Annotated in this window: 24 protein-coding genes; 10 read left to right on the forward strand and 14 right to left on the reverse strand. The window is 73.8% G+C overall.

Annotated features, from left to right (window positions below; translation table 11 throughout):
* Positions 1 to 28 precede the first annotated feature (28 nt).
* The 4 genes from hutI to hutU are packed head-to-tail and all read right to left on the reverse strand — an operon-like array spanning position 29 to position 5,452.
* Positions 29 to 1,201, reverse strand: a complete 1,173-nt coding sequence (gene hutI, locus AC1VWI_RS18950) for an imidazolonepropionase (RefSeq protein ID WP_499512195.1) — start codon at positions 1,199 to 1,201, stop codon at positions 29 to 31.
* A complete protein-coding gene (locus tag AC1VWI_RS18955; RefSeq protein ID WP_499516853.1) occupies positions 1,198 to 2,556 on the reverse strand; it encodes a formimidoylglutamate deiminase in 1,359 nt (452 codons plus the stop codon). The genes hutI and AC1VWI_RS18955 overlap by 4 nt, the downstream gene beginning before the upstream one ends.
* Positions 2,553 to 3,761 carry an allantoate amidohydrolase gene (locus AC1VWI_RS18960; RefSeq protein ID WP_499512196.1) on the reverse strand — a complete coding sequence of 403 codons (1,209 nt, stop codon included), beginning with the start codon at positions 3,759 to 3,761 and terminating at the stop codon, positions 2,553 to 2,555. Before AC1VWI_RS18960 ends, AC1VWI_RS18955 begins: the two co-directional genes overlap by 4 nt.
* The gene (gene hutU, locus AC1VWI_RS18965) at positions 3,758 to 5,452 is read right to left on the reverse strand and encodes a urocanate hydratase (protein WP_499512197.1); all 1,695 of its coding nucleotides are present in this window, start codon (positions 5,450 to 5,452) and stop codon (positions 3,758 to 3,760) included. Before hutU ends, AC1VWI_RS18960 begins: the two co-directional genes overlap by 4 nt.
* Before the next feature lie 197 nt (positions 5,453 to 5,649).
* Here hutU and AC1VWI_RS18970 point away from each other — a divergent pair, with 197 nt between their 5' ends.
* A complete protein-coding gene (locus AC1VWI_RS18970; RefSeq protein ID WP_499512198.1) occupies positions 5,650 to 6,939 on the forward strand; it encodes a type III PLP-dependent enzyme domain-containing protein in 1,290 nt (429 codons plus the stop codon).
* A 39-nt stretch (positions 6,940 to 6,978) separates the two neighbouring features.
* Here the strand turns inward: AC1VWI_RS18970 and AC1VWI_RS18975 are convergent, their stop codons facing one another.
* Positions 6,979 to 7,557, reverse strand: coding sequence for a hypothetical protein (locus AC1VWI_RS18975; protein WP_499512199.1), 579 nt, complete (start codon positions 7,555 to 7,557; stop codon positions 6,979 to 6,981).
* A gap of 154 nt (positions 7,558 to 7,711) precedes the next feature.
* On the opposite strand from AC1VWI_RS18975, the gene AC1VWI_RS18980 reads away from it, so the two are divergent.
* The 3 genes from AC1VWI_RS18980 (at position 7,712) to AC1VWI_RS18990 (ending at position 10,569) form a co-directional block, all read left to right on the forward strand.
* On the forward strand, positions 7,712 to 7,921 hold the full coding sequence (locus tag AC1VWI_RS18980) for a ferredoxin (protein WP_089222253.1): 210 nt from the start codon (positions 7,712 to 7,714) through the stop codon (positions 7,919 to 7,921).
* A complete protein-coding gene (locus tag AC1VWI_RS18985; RefSeq protein ID WP_499512200.1) occupies positions 7,911 to 9,275 on the forward strand; it encodes an NAD(P)/FAD-dependent oxidoreductase in 1,365 nt (454 codons plus the stop codon). Before AC1VWI_RS18980 ends, AC1VWI_RS18985 begins: the two co-directional genes overlap by 11 nt.
* Before the next feature lie 73 nt (positions 9,276 to 9,348).
* The gene (locus tag AC1VWI_RS18990; protein ID WP_499512201.1) at positions 9,349 to 10,569 is read left to right on the forward strand and encodes a cytochrome P450; all 1,221 of its coding nucleotides are present in this window, start codon (positions 9,349 to 9,351) and stop codon (positions 10,567 to 10,569) included.
* Positions 10,570 to 10,606: 37 nt separating this feature from the next.
* Here the strand turns inward: AC1VWI_RS18990 and AC1VWI_RS18995 are convergent, their stop codons facing one another.
* Positions 10,607 to 11,482 carry a MurR/RpiR family transcriptional regulator gene (locus AC1VWI_RS18995; protein ID WP_499512202.1) on the reverse strand — a complete coding sequence of 292 codons (876 nt, stop codon included), beginning with the start codon at positions 11,480 to 11,482 and terminating at the stop codon, positions 10,607 to 10,609.
* 75 nt (positions 11,483 to 11,557) lie between these two features.
* A complete protein-coding gene (locus AC1VWI_RS19000; protein ID WP_499512203.1) occupies positions 11,558 to 12,910 on the reverse strand; it encodes an acyl-CoA synthetase in 1,353 nt (450 codons plus the stop codon).
* An 85-nt stretch (positions 12,911 to 12,995) separates the two neighbouring features.
* On the opposite strand from AC1VWI_RS19000, the gene AC1VWI_RS19005 reads away from it, so the two are divergent.
* Positions 12,996 to 13,442, forward strand: coding sequence for a hypothetical protein (locus tag AC1VWI_RS19005; RefSeq protein ID WP_499512204.1), 447 nt, complete (start codon positions 12,996 to 12,998; stop codon positions 13,440 to 13,442).
* Between the two features lie 124 nt (positions 13,443 to 13,566).
* On the opposite strand, the gene AC1VWI_RS19010 is transcribed toward AC1VWI_RS19005, so the two are convergent.
* Positions 13,567 to 14,388 (reverse strand): inositol monophosphatase family protein, encoded by an 822-nt coding sequence (locus AC1VWI_RS19010; protein ID WP_499512205.1) that lies wholly within the window; start codon positions 14,386 to 14,388, stop codon positions 13,567 to 13,569.
* Between the two features lie 367 nt (positions 14,389 to 14,755).
* Positions 14,756 to 16,141 (reverse strand): cystathionine beta-synthase, encoded by a 1,386-nt coding sequence (locus AC1VWI_RS19015; protein ID WP_499516854.1) that lies wholly within the window; start codon positions 16,139 to 16,141, stop codon positions 14,756 to 14,758.
* Between the two features lie 201 nt (positions 16,142 to 16,342).
* Here AC1VWI_RS19015 and AC1VWI_RS19020 point away from each other — a divergent pair, with 201 nt between their 5' ends.
* Both AC1VWI_RS19020 and AC1VWI_RS19025 read left to right on the forward strand, forming a co-directional pair.
* Positions 16,343 to 17,179 (forward strand): helix-turn-helix transcriptional regulator, encoded by an 837-nt coding sequence (locus AC1VWI_RS19020; RefSeq protein WP_499512206.1) that lies wholly within the window; start codon positions 16,343 to 16,345, stop codon positions 17,177 to 17,179.
* Between the two features lie 116 nt (positions 17,180 to 17,295).
* Positions 17,296 to 18,321, forward strand: a complete 1,026-nt coding sequence (locus tag AC1VWI_RS19025; protein WP_499516855.1) for an SGNH/GDSL hydrolase family protein — start codon at positions 17,296 to 17,298, stop codon at positions 18,319 to 18,321.
* Positions 18,322 to 18,901: 580 nt separating this feature from the next.
* Here AC1VWI_RS19025 and AC1VWI_RS19030 read toward each other — a convergent pair.
* Positions 18,902 to 19,318: a VOC family protein gene (locus AC1VWI_RS19030; protein ID WP_499512207.1), complete on the reverse strand. Its 417-nt coding sequence runs from the start codon at positions 19,316 to 19,318 to the stop codon at positions 18,902 to 18,904.
* A gap of 61 nt (positions 19,319 to 19,379) precedes the next feature.
* Entirely contained in the window at positions 19,380 to 19,817 is a 438-nt protein-coding gene (locus AC1VWI_RS19035; protein ID WP_499516856.1) for a helix-turn-helix transcriptional regulator, read from the reverse strand.
* Between the two features lie 175 nt (positions 19,818 to 19,992).
* On the opposite strand from AC1VWI_RS19035, the gene AC1VWI_RS19040 reads away from it, so the two are divergent.
* Both AC1VWI_RS19040 and AC1VWI_RS19045 read left to right on the forward strand, forming a co-directional pair.
* Positions 19,993 to 21,213 carry an acetyl-CoA C-acetyltransferase gene (locus AC1VWI_RS19040; protein WP_499512208.1) on the forward strand — a complete coding sequence of 407 codons (1,221 nt, stop codon included), beginning with the start codon at positions 19,993 to 19,995 and terminating at the stop codon, positions 21,211 to 21,213.
* 250 nt (positions 21,214 to 21,463) lie between these two features.
* Entirely contained in the window at positions 21,464 to 22,276 is an 813-nt protein-coding gene (locus AC1VWI_RS19045; RefSeq protein WP_499512209.1) for a hypothetical protein, read from the forward strand.
* Positions 22,277 to 22,291: 15 nt separating this feature from the next.
* Here AC1VWI_RS19045 and AC1VWI_RS19050 read toward each other — a convergent pair whose 3' ends face one another.
* Complete coding sequence (locus AC1VWI_RS19050; protein WP_499512210.1) at positions 22,292 to 22,615, reverse strand: hypothetical protein; 324 nt, start codon at positions 22,613 to 22,615, stop codon at positions 22,292 to 22,294.
* A gap of 106 nt (positions 22,616 to 22,721) precedes the next feature.
* Here AC1VWI_RS19050 and AC1VWI_RS19055 point away from each other — a divergent pair, with 106 nt between their 5' ends.
* Positions 22,722 to 22,952: a DUF4287 domain-containing protein gene (locus AC1VWI_RS19055; protein WP_319161564.1), complete on the forward strand. Its 231-nt coding sequence runs from the start codon at positions 22,722 to 22,724 to the stop codon at positions 22,950 to 22,952.
* A gap of 85 nt (positions 22,953 to 23,037) precedes the next feature.
* Here the strand turns inward: AC1VWI_RS19055 and AC1VWI_RS19060 are convergent, their stop codons facing one another.
* Complete coding sequence (locus AC1VWI_RS19060; protein ID WP_499512211.1) at positions 23,038 to 23,901, reverse strand: Bax inhibitor-1/YccA family protein; 864 nt, start codon at positions 23,899 to 23,901, stop codon at positions 23,038 to 23,040.
* A gap of 219 nt (positions 23,902 to 24,120) precedes the next feature.
* Positions 24,121 to 25,416, reverse strand: a complete 1,296-nt coding sequence (locus AC1VWI_RS19065) for an alkaline phosphatase (RefSeq protein WP_499512212.1) — start codon at positions 25,414 to 25,416, stop codon at positions 24,121 to 24,123.
* Positions 25,417 to 25,676 lie beyond the last annotated feature (260 nt).

Raw genomic sequence — 25,676 nt, forward strand, 5'->3', positions numbered from 1 at the left:
ACAGCCGTGCGCACCACATGCGTGCGGATCACGTCGCTTCGCGCACCCCGCGCCGCCACACGGCGGACACCAGCGGCACACCGGGCCGGTAGGCGAGGTGGACGTGCGAGGGGGCGTCCAGGACCACCGCGTCGGCCCGCGCGCCGGGCGCGAGCCGCCCGACGTCGTCCCGGCGCAGCGCCAGCGCCCCGCCCAGGGTCGCGGCCCGTACCGCCTCGTCGGGGGTCATCCGCATGTCCCGTACGGCGACGGCCACGCAGAAGGGCATGGAACTGGTGAAGGAGGAGCCGGGGTTGCAGTCCGTGGACAGCGCGACGGTGGCGCCCGCGTCGATCAGCCGCCGCGCGTCGGGGTAGACGGCGCGGGTGGAGAACTCGGCGCCGGGCAGCAGCGTCGCGACCGTGCGGCTGCCCGCGAGCGCGTCGACGTCGGCGTCGGTGAGGTGGGTGCAGTGGTCGGCGGAGGCCGCGTCCAGCTCCACGGCGAGCTGCACGCCCGGCCCGTGGCCGAGCTGGTTGGCGTGCACCCGCGGGACCAGACCGCGGGCGGCACCGGCGGTGAGGACGGCGCGGGCCTGGTCGCCGTCGAAGGCGCCGCGCTCGCAGAAGACGTCGACCCAACGGGCGTACGGGGCGCAGGCGTCGAGCATGGGGCCGGTGACCAGGTCGACGTAGCCGGCCGGGTCGTCGGCGTACTCGGGGGCGACGATGTGCGCGCCGAGGAAGGTGACCTCGTCGGCGTGGGCGCCGGCGATGCGCAGGGCGCGGGCCTCGTCGTGCGGGGTGAGGCCGTAGCCGGACTTGGTCTCGATGGTCGTGGTGCCCTGGCGCAGCGCCTCGGCGACGTAGCGGGCGACGTTGGCGTGCAGCTCCTCGTCGCTCGCGGCCCGGGTGGCGGCGACGGTGGTGCGGATGCCGCCCGCGGTGTACGCCTGGCCCGACATGCGGGCGTTGAACTCGCGGGTGCGGTCTCCGGCGAAGACCAGGTGCGAGTGGGAGTCGACGAAGCCGGGGATGACGGCCCGGCCGGCCGCGTCGTACGACTCGTCCGCCGCGGGCGCCGCCGCGGAGGGGCCGACCCAGGCCACGTGCTCGCCGTCGATGACGAGCGCGGCGTCCTCCAGCAACCCCAGCGGGCCCTCGCCGAGCGCCGGGTCGTTGGTGACCAGGCTGCCGATGTTGGTGATGACGCTGCTGCTCATGACGGGCTTCCTTCGGCGGCGGATACGGCGGAGATCGCGGCGGCCAGGGCCGCGCCCACGTCGTGGACGAGCTGGTGCGCGCCGTCGCGGACGACGTGGCGGCCGCCGACCACGGTGTGGCGGACGTCGGCGCCGGTGGCCGCGAAGACGGCGGTCTCGGCGCCGAGCCGGGCCGGGGGGCCCGCGGTGCGCGCGCTGTCCAGCGCGATCGTGGTGAAGTCGGCGAGCGCCCCCGCCTCCAGTCGCCCGGCGTCGGCCCAGCCCAGGCCGGCGTGACCGTCCGCGGTGGCGGCGCGCAGCAGTTCGGCGGCGGTCCAGTGGCCGCGGGTGCGGGTGCGCAGCCGTTCGTCCAGCTCCATGGCCCGCGCCTCCTCGAACAGGTCGATCACGGCGTGGCTGTCGCTGCCGAGGCTGAGCGGGCTGCCCCCCTCCTGCAGCCGCCTGGCCGGGCCGATCCCGTCGGCGAGGTCCCGTTCGGTGGTGGGGCACATGCAGATCGTGGTGCCGGAGCCGCCGAGCAGCGCGATGTCCTCGTCGGTGAGGTGGGTGGCGTGCACGGCCGAGGTGCGCGGACCGAGCACACCGTGGTCGGCAAGGAGCCGGGTGGGAGTGACGCCGTGCGCCGCGAGGCAGGCCTCGTTCTCGGCGGGCTGTTCGGACAGGTGGACGTGGAGCGGCGCCTGCCGGTCCTCAGCCCATCGGACGACGGTGGCCAGTTGGCCGGCCGGGACCGCGCGCACCGAGTGCACGGCCGCGCCGATCCGCGCGTGGGGCCGGTCGGCGAGGGCGGACGCGCGCTCGGCCCAGCCCTCGGCGTCGCCGTCGCCGAAGCGCAGCTGGTGCGGTTCGGGGGCGGCGCCGAAGCCGGAGGAGAGGTAGACGGTGTCGAGGAGGGTGATGCGGATGCCCGCCTCGTCCGCGGCGGCGATCAGCGCCTCGCCCATGGCGTTGGGCTCCTCGTAGGGGCCGCCGCCGGGCCGGTGGTGCACGTAGTGGAACTCGCCGACGCAGGTGATGCCCGCCAGGGCCATCTCCGCGTACACGGCGCGGGCGAGGTCGAAGTAGGTGTCGGGGGTCAGCGCGGCCGCGACCCGGTACATGACCTCGCGCCAGGTCCAGAAGGTGCCGCTGCCCTGCTGCACCGTGCCGCGCAGGGCCCGGTGGAAGGCATGGCTGTGGGCGTTGGCCAGCCCCGGCAGGGTGAGCCCGCGCAGCGTCACGGCGCCGACGGGCGGCGCGGCGGCCCCGGTGCGCAGGGCGGCGATCCGGCCGTCGGCGGTGGTGTCGACGACCACACCCCGTTCGACGCGGCCGCCGGTCCACGCGTACTCGGCCCAGTAGCTCTGCGGCGTCAGCGACACGCCAGGCCCTCCAGTACATCGGCGAGTGCGGTCACCCCGGCCAGGCAGTCGTCCTCGGTGGCCGTCTCGGCCGGGGAGTGCGAGACCCCGGTGGGGTTCCGTACGAACAGCATGGCGGTCGGGACGGCCTCGGAGAGGATGCCGGCGTCGTGTCCCGCCCCGGTCGGCAGCACGGGCACTTCCCCCAGCAGCTTGACGAGCTCGTCGCGCAGGCCGTGCGCGAACTCCACGACCGGGGTGAAGGACTCCCGGGTGACCTCCACCCGGACGCCGTCGCGCTCGCCCCGCTCGACCGCCGCGCGCTCGATCTCGCCGACGACCTCGGCCAGGGTGGCCTCGTCGGCGGCGCGCGAGTCCAGCCAGCCGCGCACGAGGGAGGCGATGGCGTTGACACCGTTGGGCTCGACGCCGACCTTGCCGAAGGTGGCCAGCGCGCCGGCGAGCCGGGCCTTCTTGCGGGCGGCGAGCACCGTGTTGGCGTACGTCAGCATCGGGTCGCGGCGGTCCTCCAGGCGGGTGGTGCCCGCGTGGTTGGCCTCGCCGTGGAAGTCGAACCGCCAGCGGCCGTGCGGCCAGATGGCGGAGGCGACGCCGACCGCGTGCGGGGTGTCGGCCAGGAAGCGGCCCTGCTCGACGTGGAGCTCGACGAACGCGCCGATACGGGCGAGGCGTCCGGGGTCCGGGCCGATCGCCTCGGGGTCGTGCCCGGCCCGCTCCATCGCCTGTGCCAGGGTGACTCCGTCGCCGTCGCGCAGCGCGTGGGCCTTCTCGGCGGTCAGCTGTCCCGCGGTCAGCCGGGAGCCGACGCAGGCCAGCCCGAAGCGGGCGCCCTCCTCGTCGCCGAAGTTGACGATCGCCAGCGGCTTGGCGGGCGCGGCGCCGCGGGCCCGCAGCTCGTCCAGCGCCGCGAAGGAGGACACGACGCCCAGCGGGCCGTCGAAGGCGCCGCCGTCCGGCACCGAGTCCAGGTGCGAACCGGTCACCACGGCGTCGCCGGCGGTGGGATCACCCAGCCAGGCCCACTGGTTGCCGTTGCGGTCCAGCTCGTACGTCAGGCCCCGGCCCTCGGCCTGCGCCGTGAACCAGGCGCGGCAGTCGGCGTCCGCGCCGGTCCAGGCGTAGCGGCGGTAGCCGCCGGAGCCGGAGTCGCGGCCGATGGGCCGCAACTCCCTCCACATCTCGTGGAACGAGGAGGTCACGCCTCCCCGCCTTCGACGCCCTCGCCGCCCTCGCGCATGGGCACGCGCACACCGCGCTCGGCGGCGACCTCGTCGGCGCGGTCGTACCCGGCGTCGACGTGCCGGATGACGCCCATGCCCGGGTCGTTGGTGAGCACGCGGCGGATCTTCTCGCCCGCCAGCTTGGTGCCGTCGGCGACGGTGACCTGGCCGGCGTGGATGGAGCGGCCGATGCCGACGCCGCCGCCGTGGTGGATGGAGACCCAGGAGGCGCCGGAGGCGACGTTGACCATGGCGTTGAGCAGCGGCCAGTCGGCGATCGCGTCGGAGCCGTCGAGCATGGCCTCGGTCTCGCGGTACGGGGAGGCGACGGAGCCCGCGTCGAGGTGGTCGCGGCCGATGACGACGGGGGCGGCCAGGGTGCCGTCGGCGACCATCTCGTTGAAGCGCTCGCCGGCCTTGTCGCGCTCGCCGTAGCCGAGCCAGCAGATGCGCGCGGGCAGGCCCTGGAAGTGGACCCGCTCACCGGCCATCTTGATCCAGCGGGCCAGCGACTCGTTCTCCGGGAAGAGCTCCAGGATCGCCTTGTCGGTCTTGGCGATGTCGGCCGGGTCGCCGGACAGCGCCGCCCAGCGGAAGGGGCCCTTGCCCTCGCAGAACAGCGGGCGGATGTAGGCCGGGACGAAGCCGGGGAAGGCGAACGCCCGGTCGTAGCCCGCGAGCTGGGCCTCGCCGCGGATGGAGTTGCCGTAGTCGAAGACCTCGGCGCCCGCGTCCATGAAGCCGACCATGGCCTCGACGTGCTTGGCCATCGCCTCGCGGGCGCGCTGGGTGAACTCGGCGGGCTTCTCGGCCGCGTACGAGGTCATGTCCTCGAAGTCGACGCCGATCGGCAGGTACGCCAGCGGGTCGTGGGCGGAGGTCTGGTCGGTGACGACGTCGATGGGCGCGTCCATGGCGAGCAGCTGCGGCACCAGCTCGGCCGCGTTGCCCAGGACGCCGATGCTCAGCGGCTTGCGCTGGTCGCGGGCCTCGGTGGCGAGGGCGAGCGCGTGCTCCAGGGAGTCGGCGCGCACGTCCAGGTAACGGTGCTCGATGCGGCGCTCGATGGCGCGCGGGTCGCAGTCGATGCAGATGGCGACGCCGCCGTTCATGGTGACGGCGAGCGGCTGGGCGCCGCCCATGCCGCCGAGACCGGCGGTGAGGGTGATGGTGCCGGCCAGGCTGCCGCCGAACTTCTTCTCCGCGACGGCGGCGAAGGTCTCGTACGTGCCCTGCAGGATGCCCTGGGTGCCGATGTAGATCCACGAACCGGCCGTCATCTGGCCGTACATGGTCAGGCCCAGCGCCTCCAGGCGGCGGAACTCCTCCCAGGTGGCCCAGTCGCCGACGAGGTTGGAGTTGGCGATGAGCACGCGCGGCGCCCACTCGTGGGTCTGCATCACGCCGACCGGGCGGCCGGACTGGACGAGCATCGTCTCGTCCTGCTTGAGGCCCTGGAGGGTGCGCACCATCGCGTCGAAGGACCGCCAGTCACGGGCGGCCTTGCCGGTGCCGCCGTAGACCACGAGCTTGTCGGGGTGCTCGGCGACCTCGGGGTCGAGGTTGTTCTGCAGCATGCGCAGCGCGGCTTCCTGCTGCCAGCCCTGCGCGGTGAGCGCGCTGCCGCGCGGTGCGCGTACGGTCCTCGGTCCGGCGCCGGTTCCGGTCATGCCCCTGCCTCCTCGCGACTGGATTGAGTCATTCACATCCTTGCCTCCTGAATAGCACTAGTCAACCGGGCCGACGTGCCTCCGGCGCGTCCCCGCGGGGACGTCTCCGGGTCACGGCCCCCACGGGCAGGTCGTACCCACCGGGGCCCGTCCGTCACGGACCCGCCCCGACGGCCTCGGCCTGACACGATGGCGGTATGACGGAGGAACCCGCGGTACGACGGGAACGGGCACTTCGCGCGGCGGTCGGGCAGGGACTGGTCGGCACCGACAGGCCGGTGGTGGGCCTGCTGGACCTGGACGGCGTCCGGGCGGCCGCCGCCGATCTGCGGGCGGCCTTCGCGACGCCCGGGGTGGAGGTCACGCACACCTTCGCGGTCAAGGCCGCGTCCCTGGTGCCGGTGCTGCGGCTGCTCTGCGAGGAGGGCATCGGCGCGGAGGTCGCCAGCCCCGGCGAGCTCGCCCTGGCCAGGGCCGCGGGCGTACCCGCCGCGAGGATCGTGCTGGACTCCCCCGCCAAGACCCCGGACGAACTGCGGGAGGCGCTGGCCCTCGGCATCGCCCTCAACGCCGACAACCCGCAGGAGCTGGCGCGCCTGGACCGGCTCGTGCCGCCCGGCACCACCGCCGCCCCCCTGGGCCTGCGGGTCAATCCCCAGGTCGGCGCGGGCAGCATCGGCGCGATGAGCACGGCCACCGCCACGTCGAAGTTCGGCGTCGCCCTGCGCGACGAGGGCGCGGCGCAGTGGGTGGTCCGCGCCTACCTCGACCGTCCCTGGCTCACCCGGCTGCACACCCACACCGGTTCGCAGGGCGTGCCCCTGGAGCTGATGGCGGCCGGCGTCCGCGCGGCGTACGAGCTCGCCGAGCGGATCAACGCGGCGGCCGGGCGCCGGCAGGTCACCACGCTGGACATCGGCGGCGGCCTGCCGGTCAACTTCGCCTCCGACGAGGTCCGGCCGGGCTTCCGCGCCTACGCCGACGTGCTCCGCGCGGCCGTGCCCGGACTCTTCGACGGGCGGTACGCGCTGGTCACCGAGTTCGGGCGGTCACTGGTGGCCAAGCAGGGCACGATCCTGGCGCGCGTGGAGTACGCCAAGACGGCCGGGGGCCGCGCGATCGCCGTGACGCACGCCGGCGCCCAGGTCGCCACGCGCACCGTCTTCGCGCCCGGCGCCTGGCCGCTGCGGGTCCTGGCGCTCGACCCGGAAGGACGCCCCAAGGACGGCACCCCGGTCGTCCAGGACGTCGCCGGGCCGTGCTGCTTCGCGGGCGACCTCGTCGCCACGGCGCGCGAGCTGCCGCTGCTCGCGGAGGGCGACCTCGTGGCGCTGCCCGACACGGGGGCGTACTACTTCTCGACGCACTTCGCGTACAACTCGCTGCCCCGCCCCGCCGTCCACGGCTACTGCGGGCCCGGTCCGGACTTCCGCACCCTGCGCCGTGCCCAGACGATCGAGGACCTCGTACGGGAGAGCGGCGGCTGAGCCGCGGCCGCGCGGCCGCGGCTCGTTCACCCGGACGGCTCAGCGGGCCGCCGCGGCGCGACGGCGGGACGACCCGCCGGGGCCCGCGTCGCCGGCCACCGGGCCGGTGGCCTCGTAACCGGGGACGGCCGCCGCGGCGGGGCCGCGTCCCACGTACTCGGGCCTGACCCACAGCAGCGTCTCGTGCGCCCGCTCCCAGCGCCCCAGGCGCACCGCCTTGGCCCACAGCCCCGCTCCGGCGCCCGCGAGCAGCATCCCCGCCGCGGCGGGCGCGGCCGCGCCGGACGCGAGGGCCACCACGAACGCCGCGAGCAGCCACCACCGCCGGGCCCGGGTCCAGGCGCGCGCCGTGACCCGGCGGTCCTGCAGGAAGACGCCCCGGGGCGCGCGCTCGGCCGCCTCCGCGAGGGCCGTGTACCGCCGCCGGCGCACCAGGAAGGCCACCACCGCGGCGACCACGAAGAGTGCGGCGCCACCCAGCACCCCGATGCGGCGTCCGGTCAGTCCGGGCACGAAGACCCCGGCACCCGCCGCCACGACCCCCAGCCACCACAGCCACCGCGCCGGCACCCGTACCAGGACCGCCACCCGCGCCAGCGCATACGCTCCGCGCACCACCGCTGTCTCCCTTCCTCCACGGCTCGTTCCGTCAGTGCTGGGGAGGGAGGTTACTCACGGAACATCAAAATTCCGTGAGAACGGCACCGCATGCGGGGCCGCGGAGGCAGTGCTACCACTGAGAGCGGGGGCCTTCGGGGCTGGAGTGGTGCGTATGAACATCGTGGTCGACCTCAATCGCTGCCAGGCCTACGCGCAGTGCGCGTTCCTCGCTCCCGAGGTCTTCGAACTGCACGGCGAGGAGGCCCTGCTGTACGTCCCGGCCGTCCCGGAGGACCAGCAAGAGCGCGTCCACCGGGCCGCGGTGGCGTGCCCGGTGCAGGCCATCCTGGTGGGCGGGGCGGCGGGTGCCGATGTCCGGTGAACTGCGCGACGGGCGCATCGTCATCGTCGGCGCGTCCCTGGCCGGCCTGCGGGCCGCCGAGACGCTGCGCGACGAGGGTTTCGCGGGGTCGCTGACGCTGGTGGGCGACGAGCCGCACCCGCCGTACGACCGGCCGCCGCTGTCCAAGCAGGTGCTGCTCGGGCGCGTGCCCGCGACGGCGACCGGGCTCCCGGCGCGCCGGGAGGTGGACGCGCAGTGGAAGCTGGGCGTCGCCGCCACGGGGGTCGACGGGATCGGCCGGCGCGTCTTCCTCGCGAACGGCGAGGAACTGCCCTTCGACCGGCTGCTGATCGCCACCGGCACCCGCGCCCGGCCCTGGCCGAACCCGGCCGAGGCCGCCCTGGACGGTGTGTTCGCGCTGCGGACCAGCGACGACGCGGCCGGGCTCGCCGAACGGCTGGACGCCGGGCCCCGGCGTGTGCTGGTGATCGGTGCCGGTTTCACGGGCTCGGAGATCGCCTCCGCCTGCCGGGAGCGGGACATCCCCGTGACCGTGGTGGAGCGCGGCCCCGCGCCCCTGGTGGGGGCGCTCGGCGGGACGCTCGCCGCGGTCGCCGCCGAGATGCACCGCAGGCACGGGGTGGACCTCCGCTGCGGGGTGCAGGTCACCTCCCTGGAGGGAGACGGCCGGCTGACCGGCGCCCGGCTCTCCGACGGGAGCACCGTCGAGGCGGACGTGGCGGTGGTCGCCCTCGGCGCGGTCCGCAACACCGAGTGGCTGGCCGAGTCCGGCCTGGCCGCCGGCCCGCGCGGCGTGACCTGCGACGCCGGCTGCCGTGCCTTCAACATGTACGGCATCGTCACCGACGACGTGTTCGTCGCCGGCGACGTGGCCCGTTTCCCGCACCCCCTGTTCGGCTACCAGCTGCTCGCCCTGGAGCACTGGGGCAACGCGGTCGCGCAGGCCGAGGTGGCGGCGCACAACATGGTCAGCGCGGGCCCGTTCCGGCGGCCGCACCTGGCCGTGCCGACCTTCTGGTCCAGCCAGTTCGGCCACAACATCAAGTCGGTGGGCGTGCCGACCTACTCCGACCAGGTCGTCGTCGCCCAGGGCTCGCTGCGCGAGGCCCGGCTGGTCGTCGTCTACGGCTACAAGGGCCGCATCACGGCGGCGGTGTCGGTGAACCGGGCCAAGTGGCTGGACTACTACCAGAACCTGATCGAGACGGCCGCGCCGTTCCCGCCCGAGCCCGGGGCCGCCGACCGGACCGCCCCGATGATCCCCCTGCCGTCCGACGTGCCCGATCCCGCGGTGCTCTCGCACGGCCCGACGGTCGCCCTCACCGGTCATCTGCCGGACCGGCGCCTGACCCTGGTGCGGCACGGCGGCTGAGGCCGCCGCCGCCAGCGCCGCGGACGGGCCGTGGCAGGACGCCGCGGCCCACGACGACGAGGAGCCCCCGCGCATGGCTGCGGACACGCTGTTCCGAAGGATCACCGACTACGCCAGCCGGCCCGATCCCTACCCGCTCTACGCCGAACTCCGCGAGAGCAAGGTGGCGCCGCAGGACGACGGCAGCTACCTCGTCGGCACGTACCACGAGATCAAGGCCCTGCTCCACGACCCGCGCATCAGCTCCGACCGGCGCCACCGCAGCGACCCGCAGGAGGCCCGGCTGGCCGGGGAACTGGCGCCGTCCTTCATCGGCGTGGACGATCCCGAGCACGACCGGCTCCGCCGCACCGCCATGCGGCCCTTCGGCCCGCCGCACACCCCCGGCCGGGTCGACGCCATGCACGGCGAGATCGTCCGGATCGCCGACGGCCTCGTCGCCGGGCTCCGGGACAAGCAGCGCATCGACGTCGTCGACGACTTCGCCTACCCGCTCCCGGTCACCGTGATCTGCCGGCTGCTGGGCGTGCCCCGGGAGGACGAGCCGATGTTCCGCGGCTGGTCGGACGCGATCGTCGGCGGACTCGACCTCAACCCCGACGAGGACCCCACGCAGCGCACGCAGGCCGCCACCGAGGCCCGCAGGGCGATGGGGGTCTACCTGGGCGGGCTGGCCGAGCAGCGGCGCGGCAAGCCCTCCGACGACCTGCTGGCGGCGTTCGTCAACGACCAGGACCCGGCCGGCGGGCTGACGCAGATCGAGCTGATGGTGACCTCGGTGCTGCTGCTCGTCGCCGGGCACGAGACCACCGTCAACCTGATCACCAACGGCATGCTCACCCTGCTGCGCCGGCCCGACCAGCTGGACCTGCTGCGCCGCGAACCGGCCCTGATGCCGCAGGCGGTGGAGGAACTGCTGCGGTTCGAGCCGCCCGTGCAGATGCTGCCCCAGCGCACCCCGCTGGTGGACGTCGAGGTCGCGGGGGTCACCGTGCCCAAGGGGGCGCCCCTGATCCTGGTGCTCGCCTCCGGCAGCCGTGATCCGCAGCGCTTCCGGGACCCCGACCGCTTCGACCCGCAGCGCACGGACAACCAGCACCTGGGCTTCGGCAGCGGTGTGCACAGCTGCTTCGGGGCGCCGCTCGCCCGGCTGGAGGCGCAGATCGCCCTCACCGCGCTGCTGCGCGACCTGGACGGCCTCCGGCTGGCGGAGGACCCGCCGCCGTACCGGCGAAGCCCGGTGCTGCGCGGTCCCCGCCATCTGATCGTGGAGCACGACGGGGTGCGCGCCTGACCCGGCGTCCACGTCCGGCCCCGGGCCGCGGGGCGGCTCACTCCACGAACAGGCCCTGCGCCGCGGCCTTGGCGTCGAACTCCTCCAGCCGCGCCTGCGCGTCCGGCAGCCCGTCGCACATCGCCTCCAGCAGCACCCGCCCGAGCAGCATCGGCGCGCACGCGGTGTCGAAGGCGAGTCCCGTGCCGACGGCCGCCGGGAGCAGGACGTCGGAGTGGGCGGCGACCGGCGCGAAGGCGCTGTCGGCGACGGTGACGACGGTCAGCCCGGCGGAGCGGGCGTACTCCAGCGCCTCGACCACCTCACGGGGATGCCGGGGCAGCGCGAAGCACAGCAGGGCGCTCGCCCCGGCCCGCACGGCCGCGTCGACGCGGTCGGCGAGCATGCTGCCGCCCTCGTCGAGGAGACGGACGTCGGGGTGCACCTTGGCCGCGAAGTAGCCGAAGCCGCGGGCCTGGGCGGCCGCGGCCCGCAGCCCCAGCACGGGCAGCGGCCGGGACGCGGCGAGCAGGGCGCCCGCGCGGGCGACCGGGGCGGGGTCGGCGAGCAGCGCGGCGAGGTGCCTCAGGTTCTCGATCTCGGCCTGCACGGCCTCCTGGTACTCGTTGTACCGGTCGCCGGCCGGCTGCCCCTGGGGCGCCGCAGCGGGGGCGACGTCGCGCAGGTGGCGGCGGAGCGCGGGGTAGCCGTCGAAGCCGAGCGCGACGGCGAAGCGGGTCACGGAGGGCTGGCTGACCCCGGCCAGTTCGGCGACCTCGACGCTGGACAGGAAGGGCGCGTCGGCGGCCCGCCGCACCAGGCAGTGCGCGATGCGGCGCTGGGTGGGCGTGAGCCGGTGCGCCTCGAACAGCTTCATCAGGCGCGCGGACGCGGTGTCGGTCCCGTCGGCTCCGGTGGCGTTCTCGGTGGCCATGACGCCCTCTCCGGTCGGCCATTCATGTGCCGATGACTCTGCATGATTCTATGCAGGAGGGCAAGGCGCCCCGGCTCACACGGGCGGCAGCAGCTTCTTCTGCGGCTTGCCCATCGCGTTGCGCGGCAGTTCGGTCAGGAAGCGGACCTTGCGCGGGCGCTTGTGCACCGACAGGTGACCGGCCACGAAGTCGATCAGCTCGCGCTCGCCCACCCCGTCCGCCACCACGTAGGCCACGATCTCCTGGCCGAGGTCGGTGTGCGGGGCGCCCACCACGGCCGCCTCCCGCACCGCGGGGTGGTCCAGCAGGGCGTTCTCCACCTCGCGCGCGCCGATCCGGTAGCCACCGGACTTGATCAGGTCGGTGGAGGCCCGGCCGACGATCCGGTGCATGCCGTCCGGCTCGATCGCCGCGATGTCCCCGGTGCGGAACCAGCCGTCCTCGGTGTACGAGGCCGCGGTCGCCTCCGGCCGTCCCAGGTAACCGTCGAAGAGGGTGGGCCCGGTCAGCTGGAGCTCGCCGATCTCCGCGCCCGGCTCGGCCGCGATCCGGGTGCGGATCCCCGACAGCGGCAGCCCGACGGAGCCGGGGCGCCGCTCACCGGCGGCCCGGGTGCTGACCGTGATCAGGGTCTCCGTCATGCCGTAGCGCTCTACCGGCCGCTGCCCGGTCAGCGCCTCCAGCTCACGGAAGACCGGCGCCGGCAGCGGCGCGCTGCCGGAGACCAGCAACCGGGCGCCGCTCAGCGCCCTGGCGGACTCCGGGTCCCCCGCGACCCGGCCCCAGACGGTCGGCACGCCGAAGTAGAGGCTGCCGCCCGCCGCCGCGTACGCCTGCGGGGTGGGGCGGCCGGTGTGGACCAGACGGCTCCCGGTGCGCAGCGCGCCGAGCACGCCGAGCACGAGACCGTGCACGTGGAACAGCGGCAGGCCGTGGACGAGGGTGTCCTCCGGCGTCCACTCCCAGGCCCCGGCGAGGGCGTCGAGTCCGGCGGCGACCGCGCGGCGGGGGACCAGAACGCCCTTGGGCGCCCCGGTGGTGCCCGAGGTGTACAGGACGAGGGCCGTCGTGTCCGGGTCCGGCTCGGGGCCGTCCCAGGACCGGCGCTCGGTGAGCACGACCGGGGGCGCCTGCACGGCCCCGGAGTCGCGCAGGATGTGGTCGCGCTCGGCCGGTCCCGCGTCGGGCGGCACCGGGACGACCGGGACACCCGCGAGGAGGCCGCCGACGACCGCCACGACCGTCTCCAGGGACGGCGCCGCGTGCACGGCGACCGCCGGGGCACCCGCGACGCGCGCCGCGAAGGCGCCCGCGGCACCGAGCAGTTCCTCGCGCGAGCTCGGGCGCCCGTCGACGGTGACCGCGTCGGGGCGGTCGGACGGGGCGTGGTGGAGGGCGGTCAGCAGGCGCGGCGCGTGTCCGGTCACCCCACGACCCTACTGGGGCGACCCCCGGGAACGTTCGGGGGTTTCCCCCAGTGCCACCGGGCCGACCGGTCCGTACGGTGGCGTCATGGACGCCCTTGACCCAGAGCTCAAGAAGGAATTCGCCGCCACCATCCAGGCGCGCAAGGACTTGGGGGAGGAGTACGAGTCGGCCCTCATCGACTCCTTCCTGGAGAAGATGGACCGGCGCATCGACTCCCAGGTCGAGCGGCGGGTACGCCGCGAACTGGCCGAGCACCAGACGGCGTTCGCCCGTGCCGGGCGCCGGGTCGGCCCGGAGGCGCGCGGCCATGGGGGCGGCCGTTTCGGCGCCCGCTACGGCTTCGGGGCGTTCTCCCTGATCATGGCGATCCCGCTGTCCGCCATCGCGGCCGACAAGGGCGACCTGCCCGGGCTCCTCGTCGCCTGGGTCGGCATCGTCGCCGTCAACGCCGCCCATTCGCTGGGATGGCTGTTCAACGAGCGGGGCAGCGCGCCGCGCCGCGGCAAGGACCCGGACGCCTGGGAGGACTGACGGCCCTGAGGCGGCGGGCGGCCCCGCCCGGGCCGGAACGCGTCCGCGGCGGGCGCCGCACGGGTCGAGGCCGTATGGCCCGACCCGCGGTGTGCCCGGCTCCGCGGTCGCAGCCGGCGCCGCGTTACGCGGTGAGCAGTGCCACGACGCGGCGGGCCGCGGTCTCGTCGCGTGCCGCGGCGAAGGGCAGCGGCCCGGCGGCCATGCGGAACGGCAGCCCGTCCGCGCCCAGCACCGTTCCGCCCGCCTCGGCGACCAGCAGGACGCCGGCGGAGTGGTCCCAGGGGTTGTCGTAGGCGTAGGTGGCCGCGTCGAGCCGCCCGAGCGCGACGTCGAGGTAGTCGCAGCCGGCGGAGCCGCTCGCCCAGGGCTTGACGCCGTGCGCGGCCCCCAGTTCGTACAGCCTCCGGTGCTGGTCGGCGGTGAGGTGCGCGGGCCGGGCGCCGGCCACCAGCAGCACCTCGTCCCCGTCCTGGGCGCCGCCGGTGCCCAGCCGCAGCGGACGGCCGCCCACGTGCGCGCCCTCGCCGCGCCGGGCGGTGGCGAGGACCCCGTCGACGGGCCGGTACGTCCAGGAGGCGAGCAGCTCACCGCGCGCGGCGAGGGCGACCTGGGTGACGAACGAGGAGTCGCCGCGGACGAAGTTGGAGGTGCCGTCGACCGGGTCGACGATCCAGACCGGAGCCTCGCCCAGCAGCGCACCGAGCAGCGCGGGGTCGGCGTGCACGGCCTCCTCGCCGATGACGGCGGAGCCCGGCAGCAGGCGGGTGAGCGTACGGGTGAGGCGTTCCTCGACCCGGCGGTCGGCGACCGTGACGAGGTCCAGCGGGCCCTTCTTCTCGTCGACGTCGCCCTCGGCGAGGCGGCCGAAGCGGGCGAGCGCCTCCTCGTCGGCCACGGTGCGTATGGACTCCTCGACGGCTGCGAACGTCTGTGCGCTGATCACGGCGGCCACTCAACCAGAAGAGCGGCCCGCGCGGGGACGCGGACCGCTCTTCCACAGATTGCGCGGGAACCGCCGCACCCCCGGTCACCCGGGGGGCGGGACGACGGCGGTCCCCGCGAGGGACGTGGGCCGGATCAGGGCCGGGCCACACGTCCTGGGGTCACCATGGAGGTCCGGGAGCCGCTCCGGAGGTCCTTGGCGCCACATCCGTGGTGTCGGCCGGGCGACCGGTGTGCCGTCCGCCGACATCCACCAATGTGCCGGACGCGTGTTAAGCGCGTGCTGCGGCCACGTGACGTGGGTGTACCACTTCCGCGAACCCGTGGCGGACCTCCCGGGGACGTCCCCGGGTGCGCCCCGGGTGCCGCTACTTGGCCTCCTCGGCGAGGAAGGCGAGCAGGTCCTGGCGGCTGACCACACCCGTCGGCTTGCCCTCGACCAGCACGATCGCCGCGTCGGCCGAGCCCAGCACCGCCATCAGGTCGCCGACCGGCTCGCCGGAGCCCACCTGCGGCAGCGGCGCGCTCATGTGCCGCTCCAGCGGGTCGTCCAGGGTGGCGCGCTTGGTGAACAGCGCGTCGAGCAGCTCCCGCTCCACGACCGAACCGGTGACCTCGGCGGCCATGACGTCGGGGTGCCCGGCGCCCGGCTTCACGATCGGCATCTGCGAGACGCCGTACTCGCGCAGCACCTCGATGGCCTGGCCGACGGTCTCCTCGGGGTGCATGTGCACCAGCTGCGGGATGCCGCCGTCCTTGCGGTCCAGCACGTCGGAGACGCGGGCCTGGCCGGTGCCCTCCTCCAGGAAGCCGTAGTCGGCCATCCACTCGTCGTTGAAGATCTTCGAGAGATAGCCGCGGCCGGAGTCCGGCAGCAGGACGACCACGACGTCGTCCGGGCCGAGCCGCTCGGCCACGCGCAGCGCCGCGACGACCGCCATGCCGCAGGAGCCGCCGACGAGCAGGCCCTCCTCCTTGGCCAGGCGGCGGGTCATCTGGAAGGAGTCCTTGTCCGAGACCGCCACGATCTCGTCCGCGACGGTGCGGTCGTAGGCGGTGGGCCAGAAGTCCTCACCGACGCCCTCGACGAGGTACGGCCGGCCGGAGCCGCCGCTGTAGACGGAGCCCTCCGGGTCGGCGCCGATGACCTTCACCCTGCCGTCCGAGGCGTCCTTCAGGTAGCGGCCGGTGCCGGAGATGGTGCCGCCGGTGCCGACGCCCGCCACGAAGTGCGTGATCTTCCCCTCGGTCTGCTCCCACAGCTCCGGGCCGGTGGAGTGGTAGTGCGAGGCCGGGTTGTTGGGGTTGCTGTACTGGTCGGGCTTCCAGGCGTTCGGGGTCTCGCGCACCAGCCGGTCGGAGACGTTGTAGTACGAGTCCGGGTGCTCGGGGTCCACGGCGGTGGGGCAGACCACGACCTCGGCGCCGTAGGCCCGCATGACGTTGATCTTGTCCGCGGAGACCTTGTCGGGGCAGACGAAGATGCAGTGGTAGCCCTTCTGCTGGGCCACGATCGCCAGGCCGACGCCCGTGTTGCCGGAGGTCGGCTCCACGATCGTGCCGCCGGGCTTGAGCTCGCCGCTCTTCTCCGCGGCCTCGATCATCCGCAGCGCGATGCGGTCCTTGACCGAACCGCCGGGGTTGAAGTACTCGACCTTGGCCAGGACGGTCGCCTGGATTCCTGCCGTCACGCTGTTGAGCCTCACCAGCGGGGTGTTGCCGACGAGGCTGATCATCGAGTCGTGGAACTGCACCATTGTCTCCGGGTTCTCCGTGATTGTGAGGCCAGGGTAAGCGGTTTTCCGGTGGGGGGTCGCCCACGCCGGCACCGGGCGTCGCATGCTTCACATTGGTGTTACGTACGCCCCGGAAGGTCCGGTTGTAGAGTCACACCGTGGCGCGATCACGACACGTCGCTGTTACGACACCGGGCTTATACAACCGGGGGGTGGGCCATGCCTGACCAGAAACACCCGGACACCATCGAAGCGGGCACGGGCAACGCCGACTACGCCGCCGCGCTCAGCGGCCTGGCCGCCGTGGAGTCCGGCCTCGCCTCCGTGCGGGAACGGCTCACGGCGCTCGCCGCCGTGCGCCCGTCCCGGCCGGCCGAGCCCGTGATGCCGGGTGGGATCGCCGAGGTGATCCACGGCGAGACGGAGCAGCAGCACATGATCGAGCAGCTGCAGCGCGAGGCCCGTAAGGAGGTGCTGACCTTCGTGCGGCCGCCGTACGTCGCCGCGGCGGGCAACGTCGTGCAGAAGGAGCGGCTGACCGCCGGGGTCGAGTACCGCTCCCTGTACGAGACGACGGCCCTGGTGTACCCCGGCGCGGCCGACATGCCGGGCTTCGTCGAGCCGGGCGAGCTGGCCCGGGCGGCGCCGACCGTGCCGATGAAACTGATGATCGTCGACGCCGAGCGGGCGCTGCTGCCGCTGTCCGGCGGCCGCGACCGCTCCGTGGTCTCCTCCGCCGGCCTGCTGCTGCTCCACCCCTCGGTGCTGGTCGACGCGCTGCTGGAGCTCTTCGAGGACCGCTGGCTGCGCGGCACGCCGCTGCGCATGCCCTCGCTCGGCGAGACCGAGGAGGACCCGGAGTTCCCCGGCTCCCCCGAGCTCGACGAGCAGCTGCTCTCGCTGCTGATGTCCGGGCTGCCCGACAAGGCGATCGCCTCCCAGCTGGGGATATCCCTGCGCACGCTGCAGCGCAGGATCCGGTCCCTGATGGAGTCCACCGGAACCGCCAACCGCACCCAGCTCGCCTGGTTCGTCGCACAGCAGCGGCTGACCTGAGTCGGGGCCTCCCAGCGGTTGCGGCGGGCATCGGACGGGGCAACAAATCGTTGTACGGGTCGGGCCACGAGGGTCCGCACACCCGGCGCGGGAGGTGGACGTTGTCCAGGGCAAGGGTGGCGCGGCGGATCGCGACGGCCGCCGCGTACGGAGGTGGCGGCATCGGGCTGCTGGGCGGCGCCGCGGTCGGCCTGGTGCTGACCGAGGCCGCGCTCGCCCGCAGGACCGTGGGCGGCTCCGACGCCGTCCCGCCCCGCGCGGACGGCGTCTACGGCGCCGCCTTCGCGCTGAGCACCGACGAGCGGCCGATCGTGCTGGCCCTCGTGGGCGACTCCACGGCGGCGGGGCAGGGGGTGCACCGGGCGAGCCAGACCCCCGGCGCGTTGCTGGCCTCCGGGGTGGCGGCGGTGGCGGAACGGCCGGTGCGGCTGGTCAACGTGGCCAATCCCGGCGCACAGTCCGACGACCTGGCCCGCCAGGTCGATCTTCTGCTGGGGCCCGTTCCCGGCACCGCGCCCGGTCTGTGCGTGATCATGATCGGAGCCAACGACGTGACCCGGCGGATGCCGCTGGCCGTCTCGGTGCGGATGCTGTCCGACGCGGTGCGGCGGCTGCGCGAGGCGGGCTGCGAGGTGATCGTCGGGACCTGCCCCGACCTGGGCACGATCGAGCCGGTCTACCAGCCGCTGCGCTGGATCGCGCGGCGGCTGAGCCGACAGCTCGCGGCCGCGCAGACCATCGCGGTGGTGGGCCTCGGCGGCCGCACCGTGTCGCTGGGCGACCTGCTCGGGCCCGAGTTCGAGTCTCGCCCCCGCGAGATGTTCGGCCCGGACAACTACCACCCGTCGGCCGAGGGTTACGCGACCGCGGCCATGGCGATGCTGCCGACGCTGTGCTCCGCGGTCGGGCTCTGGCCCGAGGAGGACGAGCGCCCCGACGCCCGGCGCGGCGAGGGCTTCCTCCCGGTGGCCCAGGCCGCCGCGGAAGCCGCGGGCGAGGCCGGCACCGAGGTCACCGCGGCCGCCGGCACGGTCTCCGGCCCCCGCGGCCGCTGGGCCCTCCTCAAGCGCCGCCGCCGTCGCCGCCTCCCCGACGCGACGGAACCCGCCGCCACGGCGGCGGCCGAGGCCGCCCAGAACTAGCGCCTCCGGCGGGTTGCGGGCCGGGCGGCGGCATGCGCCGTGCGGCAACCCGCCGCCGCCGTCCGCGGGTCGCTGCGCCTGCGGCGGGGGCTGTCTCCCATCCACCCGCGAGGGCACCCGTCGGGGACCGCCGCCGTCCGCTCGCCGCAGGGGGTCAACCCCGGCGTGGTGCGGCCCTTCGGGCGGCGGCATGCGCCGTGCGGCAACCCGCCGCCGCCGTCCGCGGGTCGCTGCGCCTGCGGCGGGGGCTGTCTCCCATCCACCCGCGAGGGCACCCGTCGGGGACCGCCGCCGTCCGCTCGCCGCAGGGGGTCAACCCCGGCGTGGTGCGGCCCTTCGGGCGGCGGCATGCGCCGTGCGGCAACCCGCCGCCGCCGTCCGCGGGTCGCTGCGCCTGCGGCGGGGGCTGTCTCCCATCCACCCGCGAGGGCACCCGTCGGGGACCGCCGCCGTCCGCTCGCCGCAGGGGGTCAACCCCGGCGTGGTGCGGGCCCCCGGGGGCGGCGATACGCGCCGCACGGCACCCCGCACCTACGTCCGCCGCCGGCTGCTCCGGCGACCGTGACACCTGGAACCCGCGTCAGCCGGCCTTGCGCTGGTTGAAGCGGAGCAGGTTGCCGGAGGGGTCGCGGAAGGCGCAGTCACGGACGCCGTAGGGCTGGTCCATGGGCTCCTGGAGCACCTCGCCGCCCGCGTCGCGGATGCGCTCGAAGGTGGCGTCGACGTCACTGGTGGCGAAGATGACCCCGCGCAGCATGCCCTTGGCGAGCAGCTCGCTCATGGCCTGCTTGTCCGCGTCGGAGGCGCCCGGGTCCGCCAGGGGCGGTTCGAGCACGATCTCCACGCCCGGCTGGTCGGGCGAGCCGACCGTCACCCAGCGCATGCCCTCGAAGCCGACGTCGTTGCGGACCTCCAGGCCGAGGACGTCGCGGTAGAAGGGCAGCGCCTTGTCGTGGTCGTCGACGGCGATGAAGCACTGTGACAGCGTGATGTCCATGCGGACCACGCTAGGCCCTCTCGTCAAAGTCCCGCCTGCCCCGCGCTCCGGGCGGCCGGCGTTACTTTGACGACAGGGCCTGGGCCCGCGCCGCGGTCTTCGCTTCCTTGTTCCTGACCGGCCTGGTGTACCGCTTCGCGATGCACGCCGGGATGGGTGCGCCCGGCTCGTGGTCACGGGCGCGGTAGGCGCTCGGGGTCTCGCCCACGAGTTCGGTGAAGCGCGAGCTGAAGGAGCCGAGCGAGGTGCAGCCGACCGCGAAGCAGACCTCCGTGACCGTGAGGTCGCCGCGTCGCAGCAGGGCCTTGGCGCGTTCGATCCGGCGCGTCATGAGGTAGCTGTACGGGGACTCGCCGAACGCGGCCCGGAAGCTGCGCGAGAAGTGGCCGGGGGACATCAGCGCCGCGCGGGCCAGTGCGGTGACGTCGAGGGGTTCCGCGTAGTCGCGGTCCATCGCGTCACGGGCGCGCCGCAGCCGTACCAGGTCGTCCGGATTCACCACGTCAGCATCGCACGGGGGGCGCGTTCGCCACGAGGATGCGCCATCATGGACTAAGCAAGCGCTCAGAAAGAGGTCCGCGTCACAGCCCCCAGGCCGTGACTCCCTCCGCTACGTACAGGTAACTTCCCAGAGAGTCCCAGCCGTACCCCCGCCGCCTCGTCGAGGAGTCGCGATGCCCGAAGCCGTGATCGTCTCTGCCGCCCGCTCCCCCATCGGCCGGGCCGTCAAGGGGTCCCTGAAGGACCTGCGTCCCGACGACCTGACCGCCACGATCATCCAGGCGGCCCTCGCCAAGGTGCCGCAGCTCGACCCGCGCGAGATCGACGACCTGATGCTGGGCTGCGGCCTGCCCGGCGGCGAGCAGGGTCACAACCTGGGCCGGATCGTGGCCGTGCAGATGGGCATGGACCACCTCCCGGGCTGCACGGTCACGCGTTACTGCTCCTCCTCGCTGCAGACGACCCGGATGGCGCTGCACGCCATCAAGGCGGGCGAGGGCGACGTCTTCATCTCGGCCGGCGTCGAGACCGTGTCCCGCTTCGTCAACGGCAGCTCCGACGGCATGCCCGGCACCCACAACCCGCTCTTCGCCGAGGCCGAGGCCCGCACCGCGGCCCGCGCCGCGCAGGGTGGGGGAGAGTGGCACGACCCGCGCGAGGACGGGCTGGTCCCGGACGCGTACATCGCGATGGGCCAGACCGCCGAGAACCTGGCGGCCCTCAAGGGCGTCACCCGTGCCGACCAGGACGAGTTCGGCGTCCGCTCGCAGAACCTGGCCGAGGAGGCCATCAAGAACGGCTTCTGGGAGCGCGAGATCACCCCGGTGACGCTGCCCGACGGCACGGTCGTCGCCAAGGACGACGGCCCGCGCGCCGGGGTCACCCTGGAGGCCGTGCAGGGCCTGAAGCCGGTCTTCCGCCCCGACGGCACCGTGACCGCCGGCAACTGCTGCCCGCTGAACGACGGCGCCGCGGCGCTGGTCGTCATGAGCGACACCAAGGCGCGCGAGCTCGGCATCACCCCGCTCGCCCGGGTGGTCTCCACCGGCGTCTCCGGCCTCTCCCCCGAGATCATGGGCCACGGCCCGGTCGAGGCGTCCCGCCAGGCACTCAAGCGTGCCGGGCTGACCATCGACGACATCGACCTGGTCGAGATCAACGAGGCCTTCGCGGCGCAGGTCATCCCCTCCTACCGGGACCTGGGCGTCGACATCGACCGGCTCAACGTCAACGGCGGTGCGATCGCCGTCGGTCACCCCTTCGGCATGACGGGCGCCCGCATCACCACCACGCTGATCAACTCGCTCCAGTGGCACGACAAGCAGTTCGGCCTGGAGACCATGTGCGTCGGCGGCGGTCAGGGCATGGCCATGGTCATCGAGCGCCTGTCGTAACGGGCCCCGCGGGCCCTTCCCGGTCCTCGGACGTACGTTCGAGACACAAGTCGCAATCGAACCGCCCCCTGGATGTGACCTAATCCCGGGGGCGGTCGTTTAGGCAGGTCAGAGGCGTGCCACCGGTACGGGGCGAGACTTTGTACCCTCCCATTTCGTGACGTTCCGCACTGCAGAGGCCATGGATTCCGGTGCAGAGTGGTGGTGTACAGGGGGCCAGGCTCGGGAAAGCACAGTCGGGAGTACGCCAGTGAGCGCCATGTTCCTCGTCCTGCTGACGGGCGCGGCAACCGCCGTGGCCGCCGGCTCCGCCGCGCTGTTCGCCACACGCGGCGTACGTCGTGACGTCGCGGCCCTGCGCGCGGACCTGGCCGAGGCCCGTGCCGGGCGGGCGGCCGGGGTTCCCGCCGCACGCACCACTCCGGACGCCGAGGCCATCCGCACCGCCGTCGCCGACGCGCTCGCCGACGAGCGGGAGCGCGAACTGGCCGAGGCACGTGCCTTCTGGGCCGCTCAGGAAGCCCCTCTCGGCTACGGGACGGGCGAGTCCGGCGAGGCCCTCGTGGACCCGCAGCTCGACGCCCAGCTCTTCGGCGGCCAGGGGGCCGGCCCGGTCCCGGGCGTCGCCGGCACCGACTACGAGGTACTGCCGTACGGCCCGTTCCTGCCCCGCCAGGCCGACCTCGCGGGCCTGGAGCCCGGTGGCCCGGCGCCCTTCCGGCACCCCTCCGACGCCGAGTTCGGCGTCCCGGCACCGGTCGTGGCCAACCAGGAGCAGACCGCCGAGCGCCTGTCCGAACTCGCGGACCTGCGGATGCCGCTCGCCGACGTCCGTCCCGGCCCGCTCGGCACGCTCGACGTGTACGTCTTCGCCGACGGCACCACGCTCTGCATGACCCCGGGCGACCGGGACACCGCCGACCGCCTCTGCGACGCCCTGGACCAGGGCGAGTCCCCGATACTGCTGGGCGGCTCCGCCGTCGCCGGCGGCTACGCGCTGACCTTCACCTACGGCGAGGAGTCCGTCTACGTGCTCGCCGACCGGGTGGTCGCCTCGCTGTAGCCCGTCCTGCCCGTCCTACGGACCGCACCGCGCGGCCGTGTCCCCGATCCGGGACACGGCCGCGTCGCGTACGTGCGCCAGTTCCGGATGCGGTTCCAGGGCGGCGGCCAGGTCGTGGGCGGCCACGGAGATCTGGTCGCCGATCACGAAGACCCCCTCGTCCGGCACCGGCAGCGGTTCCCGCCCGGGGAACTCGATCCGCTGTGCCATCGCGGCCAATTCACGGGCGAGTTCCAGGCCCGCCCGGGCCACCTCGCCACGGAGCCGGCTCTGCGGCAGGGAGCGGTAACGCGCCGCCAGGAGTCCGGCGGCGTCGCGGAGCGTCGTACAGTCCAGCACCACGCGAGCCTACCGGTGCGTACACACAACCGAGTGCGTTGCACTGTTGCCAACGGTCGACGGCTCAGGCACGGTGGGGTGACCGGAACGCATACCGGAGGCGCCGATGTCACAGACCTTCTCGGAAGAGACCCACCGGAACCTGCTCTCCCACATCCCCCACTGCACCGGCCGCGAGATCGGCGAATGGCTTCGCACGGTCGACGACGGGCCCGCTTTCCTCCGCTTCGAAGAGAAAGTCAGCTGGCTCCGCAGCGAGCACGACCTGTCCTACGGACACGCCAAGGCCATCGTCCACGAATACGACCTGAGGCGGGCCGCGCGGAGGTTCGGCTGACGCGCCTCCCCTCCCGCACATGCGAACGGGCCCCGAAAGGCATTGCCTCCGGGGCCCGTTGAATGTCCCTCGCGGGTCAGCGCACTCAGTCGTCGCCGCGCAGGATCGCGATCAGCCGCAGCATCTCCAGGTAGATCCAGACCAGGGAGAGCGTGAGCCCGAAGGCCGCCAGCCAGGACTCCTTGCGCGGAGCGCCGTACTGGATGCCGTCCTCGATCTGCTTGAAGTCCAGCGACAGGAAGAACGCGCCCAGCGCGATCCCGATGATGCCGACCACGATGCCGAGCCCACCGCTGCGCAGGCCGAGGCCGTCACCGCCGCCGATCATCGCGGCGATCAGGTTGACGAACGTCAGGATGACGAAGCCGATGGCGATCGCCATGCCGATGCGGGTGTAGCGGGCGGTGACCCGGATCAGGCGGGTGCGGTACGCCACCAGCATGCCGACGAAGACCGCCATGGTCCCCAGCACGGCCTGGAGCGGGATGCCCGGCCACATGAAGTTGAGGATCTTGCTCCAGATGCCGAGGAAGACACCCTCGAAGACCGCGTAGCCGAGGATCAGCGCGGGCGAGGCCTCACGCTTGAACGACTGGATCAGGCCCAGGACCAGGGCCACGAGCGAGGCGCCGATCGCCAGGCCGTAGCTCTTCTCCGAGACCGGCAGCACGAACCACGCCACGAGCGCGCCGAGCACCACGGTGCCCAGGGTCATGGCGGTGCGCATGACGACGTCGTCCATCGTCATCCGGCCGGTCTGCACGGGGGCGCCCGGCGGGGCCTGGTACGTGGTGTCGTAGGGGTTGCTGCCCGCGTACGGGTTCGTGCCCGCGTAGGGGTTGCCGCCCGTCTGGGGGACGCCCTGCGTCTGCGGCTGACCGCCGAAGCCCGCGTAGCCCTCCCCGCGGGAGAACCCACGCCGCGAGAAGACCGGGTTGCTGCTCCTCATCTGTCACTCCTCCATGGCCGCGCGATACGGCTTCGCACCAAGAGTAATGGTATGGCAAAGCGGGTCGCCTACGCCTCAAGGAGGATCTTTTGCGGCCCGCGCACCATGCCTGTCACCACGGCTTTCCCCGTCCCCGCGGCGCCACACCGCCGGGGAGGAACGGCGGGTGCCGGGGAGGGGACGTCCCCTCCCCGGCACCCGCCGCACGTGGATCCTCGCTCAGCGACGCGTCGCCAGGATCTGGCTCAGCACGTCGTGCACATAGGTGTTGGCGTGCTTGCCGGTGAAGCGGTCCGCGAGCGGGCCGGCCGCGGTGACGGGGACGTCCACAGCGGTGTGACCGGAGGTGGTCCAGTCGATGTAGAACGACTTGTCGCTGCCGTGGATGCTGAACGGACCGTCCTCGGCGGAGATGCCGTCGCCGGACTCGTCGGCGGAGTCGGCCTCCTCCACGGCCAGGCCGCCGGTCTCGTGGTCACCGGTGACGACCAGCAGGGTGTCGGGGTGGGTCGCCACGTAGGCGCGGGCCACCGCGACGGCCTTCTCCAGCTCCTGCATGGACTGCAGGACGCGGGCGCCGTTGTTGGAGTGCGCGAACTCGTCCACGCCCTCCTCCTCGACCATGAGGAAGAAGCCCTTCTTGTTCTTGTCCAGCGTGCTGAGGGCCTTGCTGGTCATGGTGGACAGGCCGACCACCGGGTTGTACACGTCGCCCTGGCCCTCGGGACGCTGCTGGAACATCTCCTCGTTGGCGAAGAGACCGAGGAGCTTGCCGCCCTTGGCGCGGCTCAGCTGGTCCGCGCTGGAGACGTAGGAGTAGCCGGCCTTCTGGGCCTTCTTGATCAGGTCACCCTTGGTGCCCTTGCTCGCCTCGGACGTGTCCTCGGCGGGCTTGTCCTGGAAGGCGCCGGGGCTGCCCGCGGGCAGCCACCAGTCCTCGCCACCGCCCAGGATGACGTCGGGCTTGCTGACCTCGATGTACTGGCGGGCGATCTCGTCCTGCGCCGACCGGTTGGCCGTGCTGGAGAAGAAGGCGGCCGGGGACGCGTCGGTGACCTGCGCGGTCGTGACCAGGCCGGTGGCCTTGCCGGCGGCCTTGGCCTGCTGGCCCAGGGTGGCCAGCGGGTTGCCGTCCACGTCGACGCTGATCGCGCCGTTGTAGGTCTTCTCACCGGTCGCCCACGCGGTCGCGGCCGCGGCGGAGTCGGTGACGACGGCCTTCGGGTCGTCCGGCTCGGTGGTCAGCTGACCCGAGTAGGGGAGCTTGTCCATCGCGAGCTGACCGCTCAGACCGGTCAGGTGCAGGCGCGCGGCCTGCCGGGCGGCGGCACCCATGCCGTCGCCGTTGATGAAGATGACGTTCTTCGCAGCCGGGGCCTTGCCCTTGCTTGCGGTCTGCGGGGCCGTGGCCGACGCACCCAGCGTCGGGCTGACCACCATGGTCACGACCGCGGCGGCGGCCGCAGCCGCCACGGGCGCGGCGTACCGCCGGGCCCTGCGAACACCCTCGGACACAACGACCTCCGTTGCTCACTGCTTGCCATTGCTTGGCTGTGAACTTAGGAGCCTTAGGGGGAAGGTTGACTAAGCGCAGATGTCCAGAACGCGACGGGACCTTCAGGTGACGGTAAAAGCCTAGGCCCGGACTTGTCCGTACAGGTGGTCGCGGCGCCTCCGTCCGCGGGCCGCCCCGCACCGCCGCATCCGGCGCGTTCGTGCAGATCACCGCCGTCGCGGGGCATCGTGATGCGCGCAGCGGGAAGGGCCGGGGAAAG

The organism is Streptomyces sp. TOM-9 (assembly GCF_056858595.1).

What these genes read in the sequence shown, in the direction of transcription:
- AC1VWI_RS18980 (WP_089222253.1), top strand. Translation starts at nt 7,712, where the DNA reads ATGAACATCGTGGTCGACCTCAATCGCTGCCAGGCCTACGCGCAGTGC.
- hutI (WP_499512195.1), bottom strand. Translation starts at nt 1,201, where the DNA reads ATGAGCAGCAGCGTCATCACCAACATCGGCAGCCTGGTCACCAACGAC.
- AC1VWI_RS19055 (WP_319161564.1), top strand. Translation starts at nt 22,722, where the DNA reads ATGTCACAGACCTTCTCGGAAGAGACCCACCGGAACCTGCTCTCCCAC.
- hutU (WP_499512197.1), bottom strand. Translation starts at nt 5,452, where the DNA reads ATGACCGGAACCGGCGCCGGACCGAGGACCGTACGCGCACCGCGCGGC.
- AC1VWI_RS19040 (WP_499512208.1), top strand. Translation starts at nt 19,993, where the DNA reads ATGCCCGAAGCCGTGATCGTCTCTGCCGCCCGCTCCCCCATCGGCCGG.
- AC1VWI_RS19030 (WP_499512207.1), bottom strand. Translation starts at nt 19,318, where the DNA reads ATGGACATCACGCTGTCACAGTGCTTCATCGCCGTCGACGACCACGAC.
- AC1VWI_RS18990 (WP_499512201.1), top strand. Translation starts at nt 9,349, where the DNA reads ATGGCTGCGGACACGCTGTTCCGAAGGATCACCGACTACGCCAGCCGG.
- AC1VWI_RS18985 (WP_499512200.1), top strand. Translation starts at nt 7,911, where the DNA reads ATGTCCGGTGAACTGCGCGACGGGCGCATCGTCATCGTCGGCGCGTCC.
- AC1VWI_RS19060 (WP_499512211.1), bottom strand. Translation starts at nt 23,901, where the DNA reads ATGAGGAGCAGCAACCCGGTCTTCTCGCGGCGTGGGTTCTCCCGCGGG.
- AC1VWI_RS19020 (WP_499512206.1), top strand. Translation starts at nt 16,343, where the DNA reads ATGCCTGACCAGAAACACCCGGACACCATCGAAGCGGGCACGGGCAAC.
- AC1VWI_RS19005 (WP_499512204.1), top strand. Translation starts at nt 12,996, where the DNA reads ATGGACGCCCTTGACCCAGAGCTCAAGAAGGAATTCGCCGCCACCATC.
- AC1VWI_RS18995 (WP_499512202.1), bottom strand. Translation starts at nt 11,482, where the DNA reads ATGGCCACCGAGAACGCCACCGGAGCCGACGGGACCGACACCGCGTCC.
- AC1VWI_RS18970 (WP_499512198.1), top strand. Translation starts at nt 5,650, where the DNA reads ATGACGGAGGAACCCGCGGTACGACGGGAACGGGCACTTCGCGCGGCG.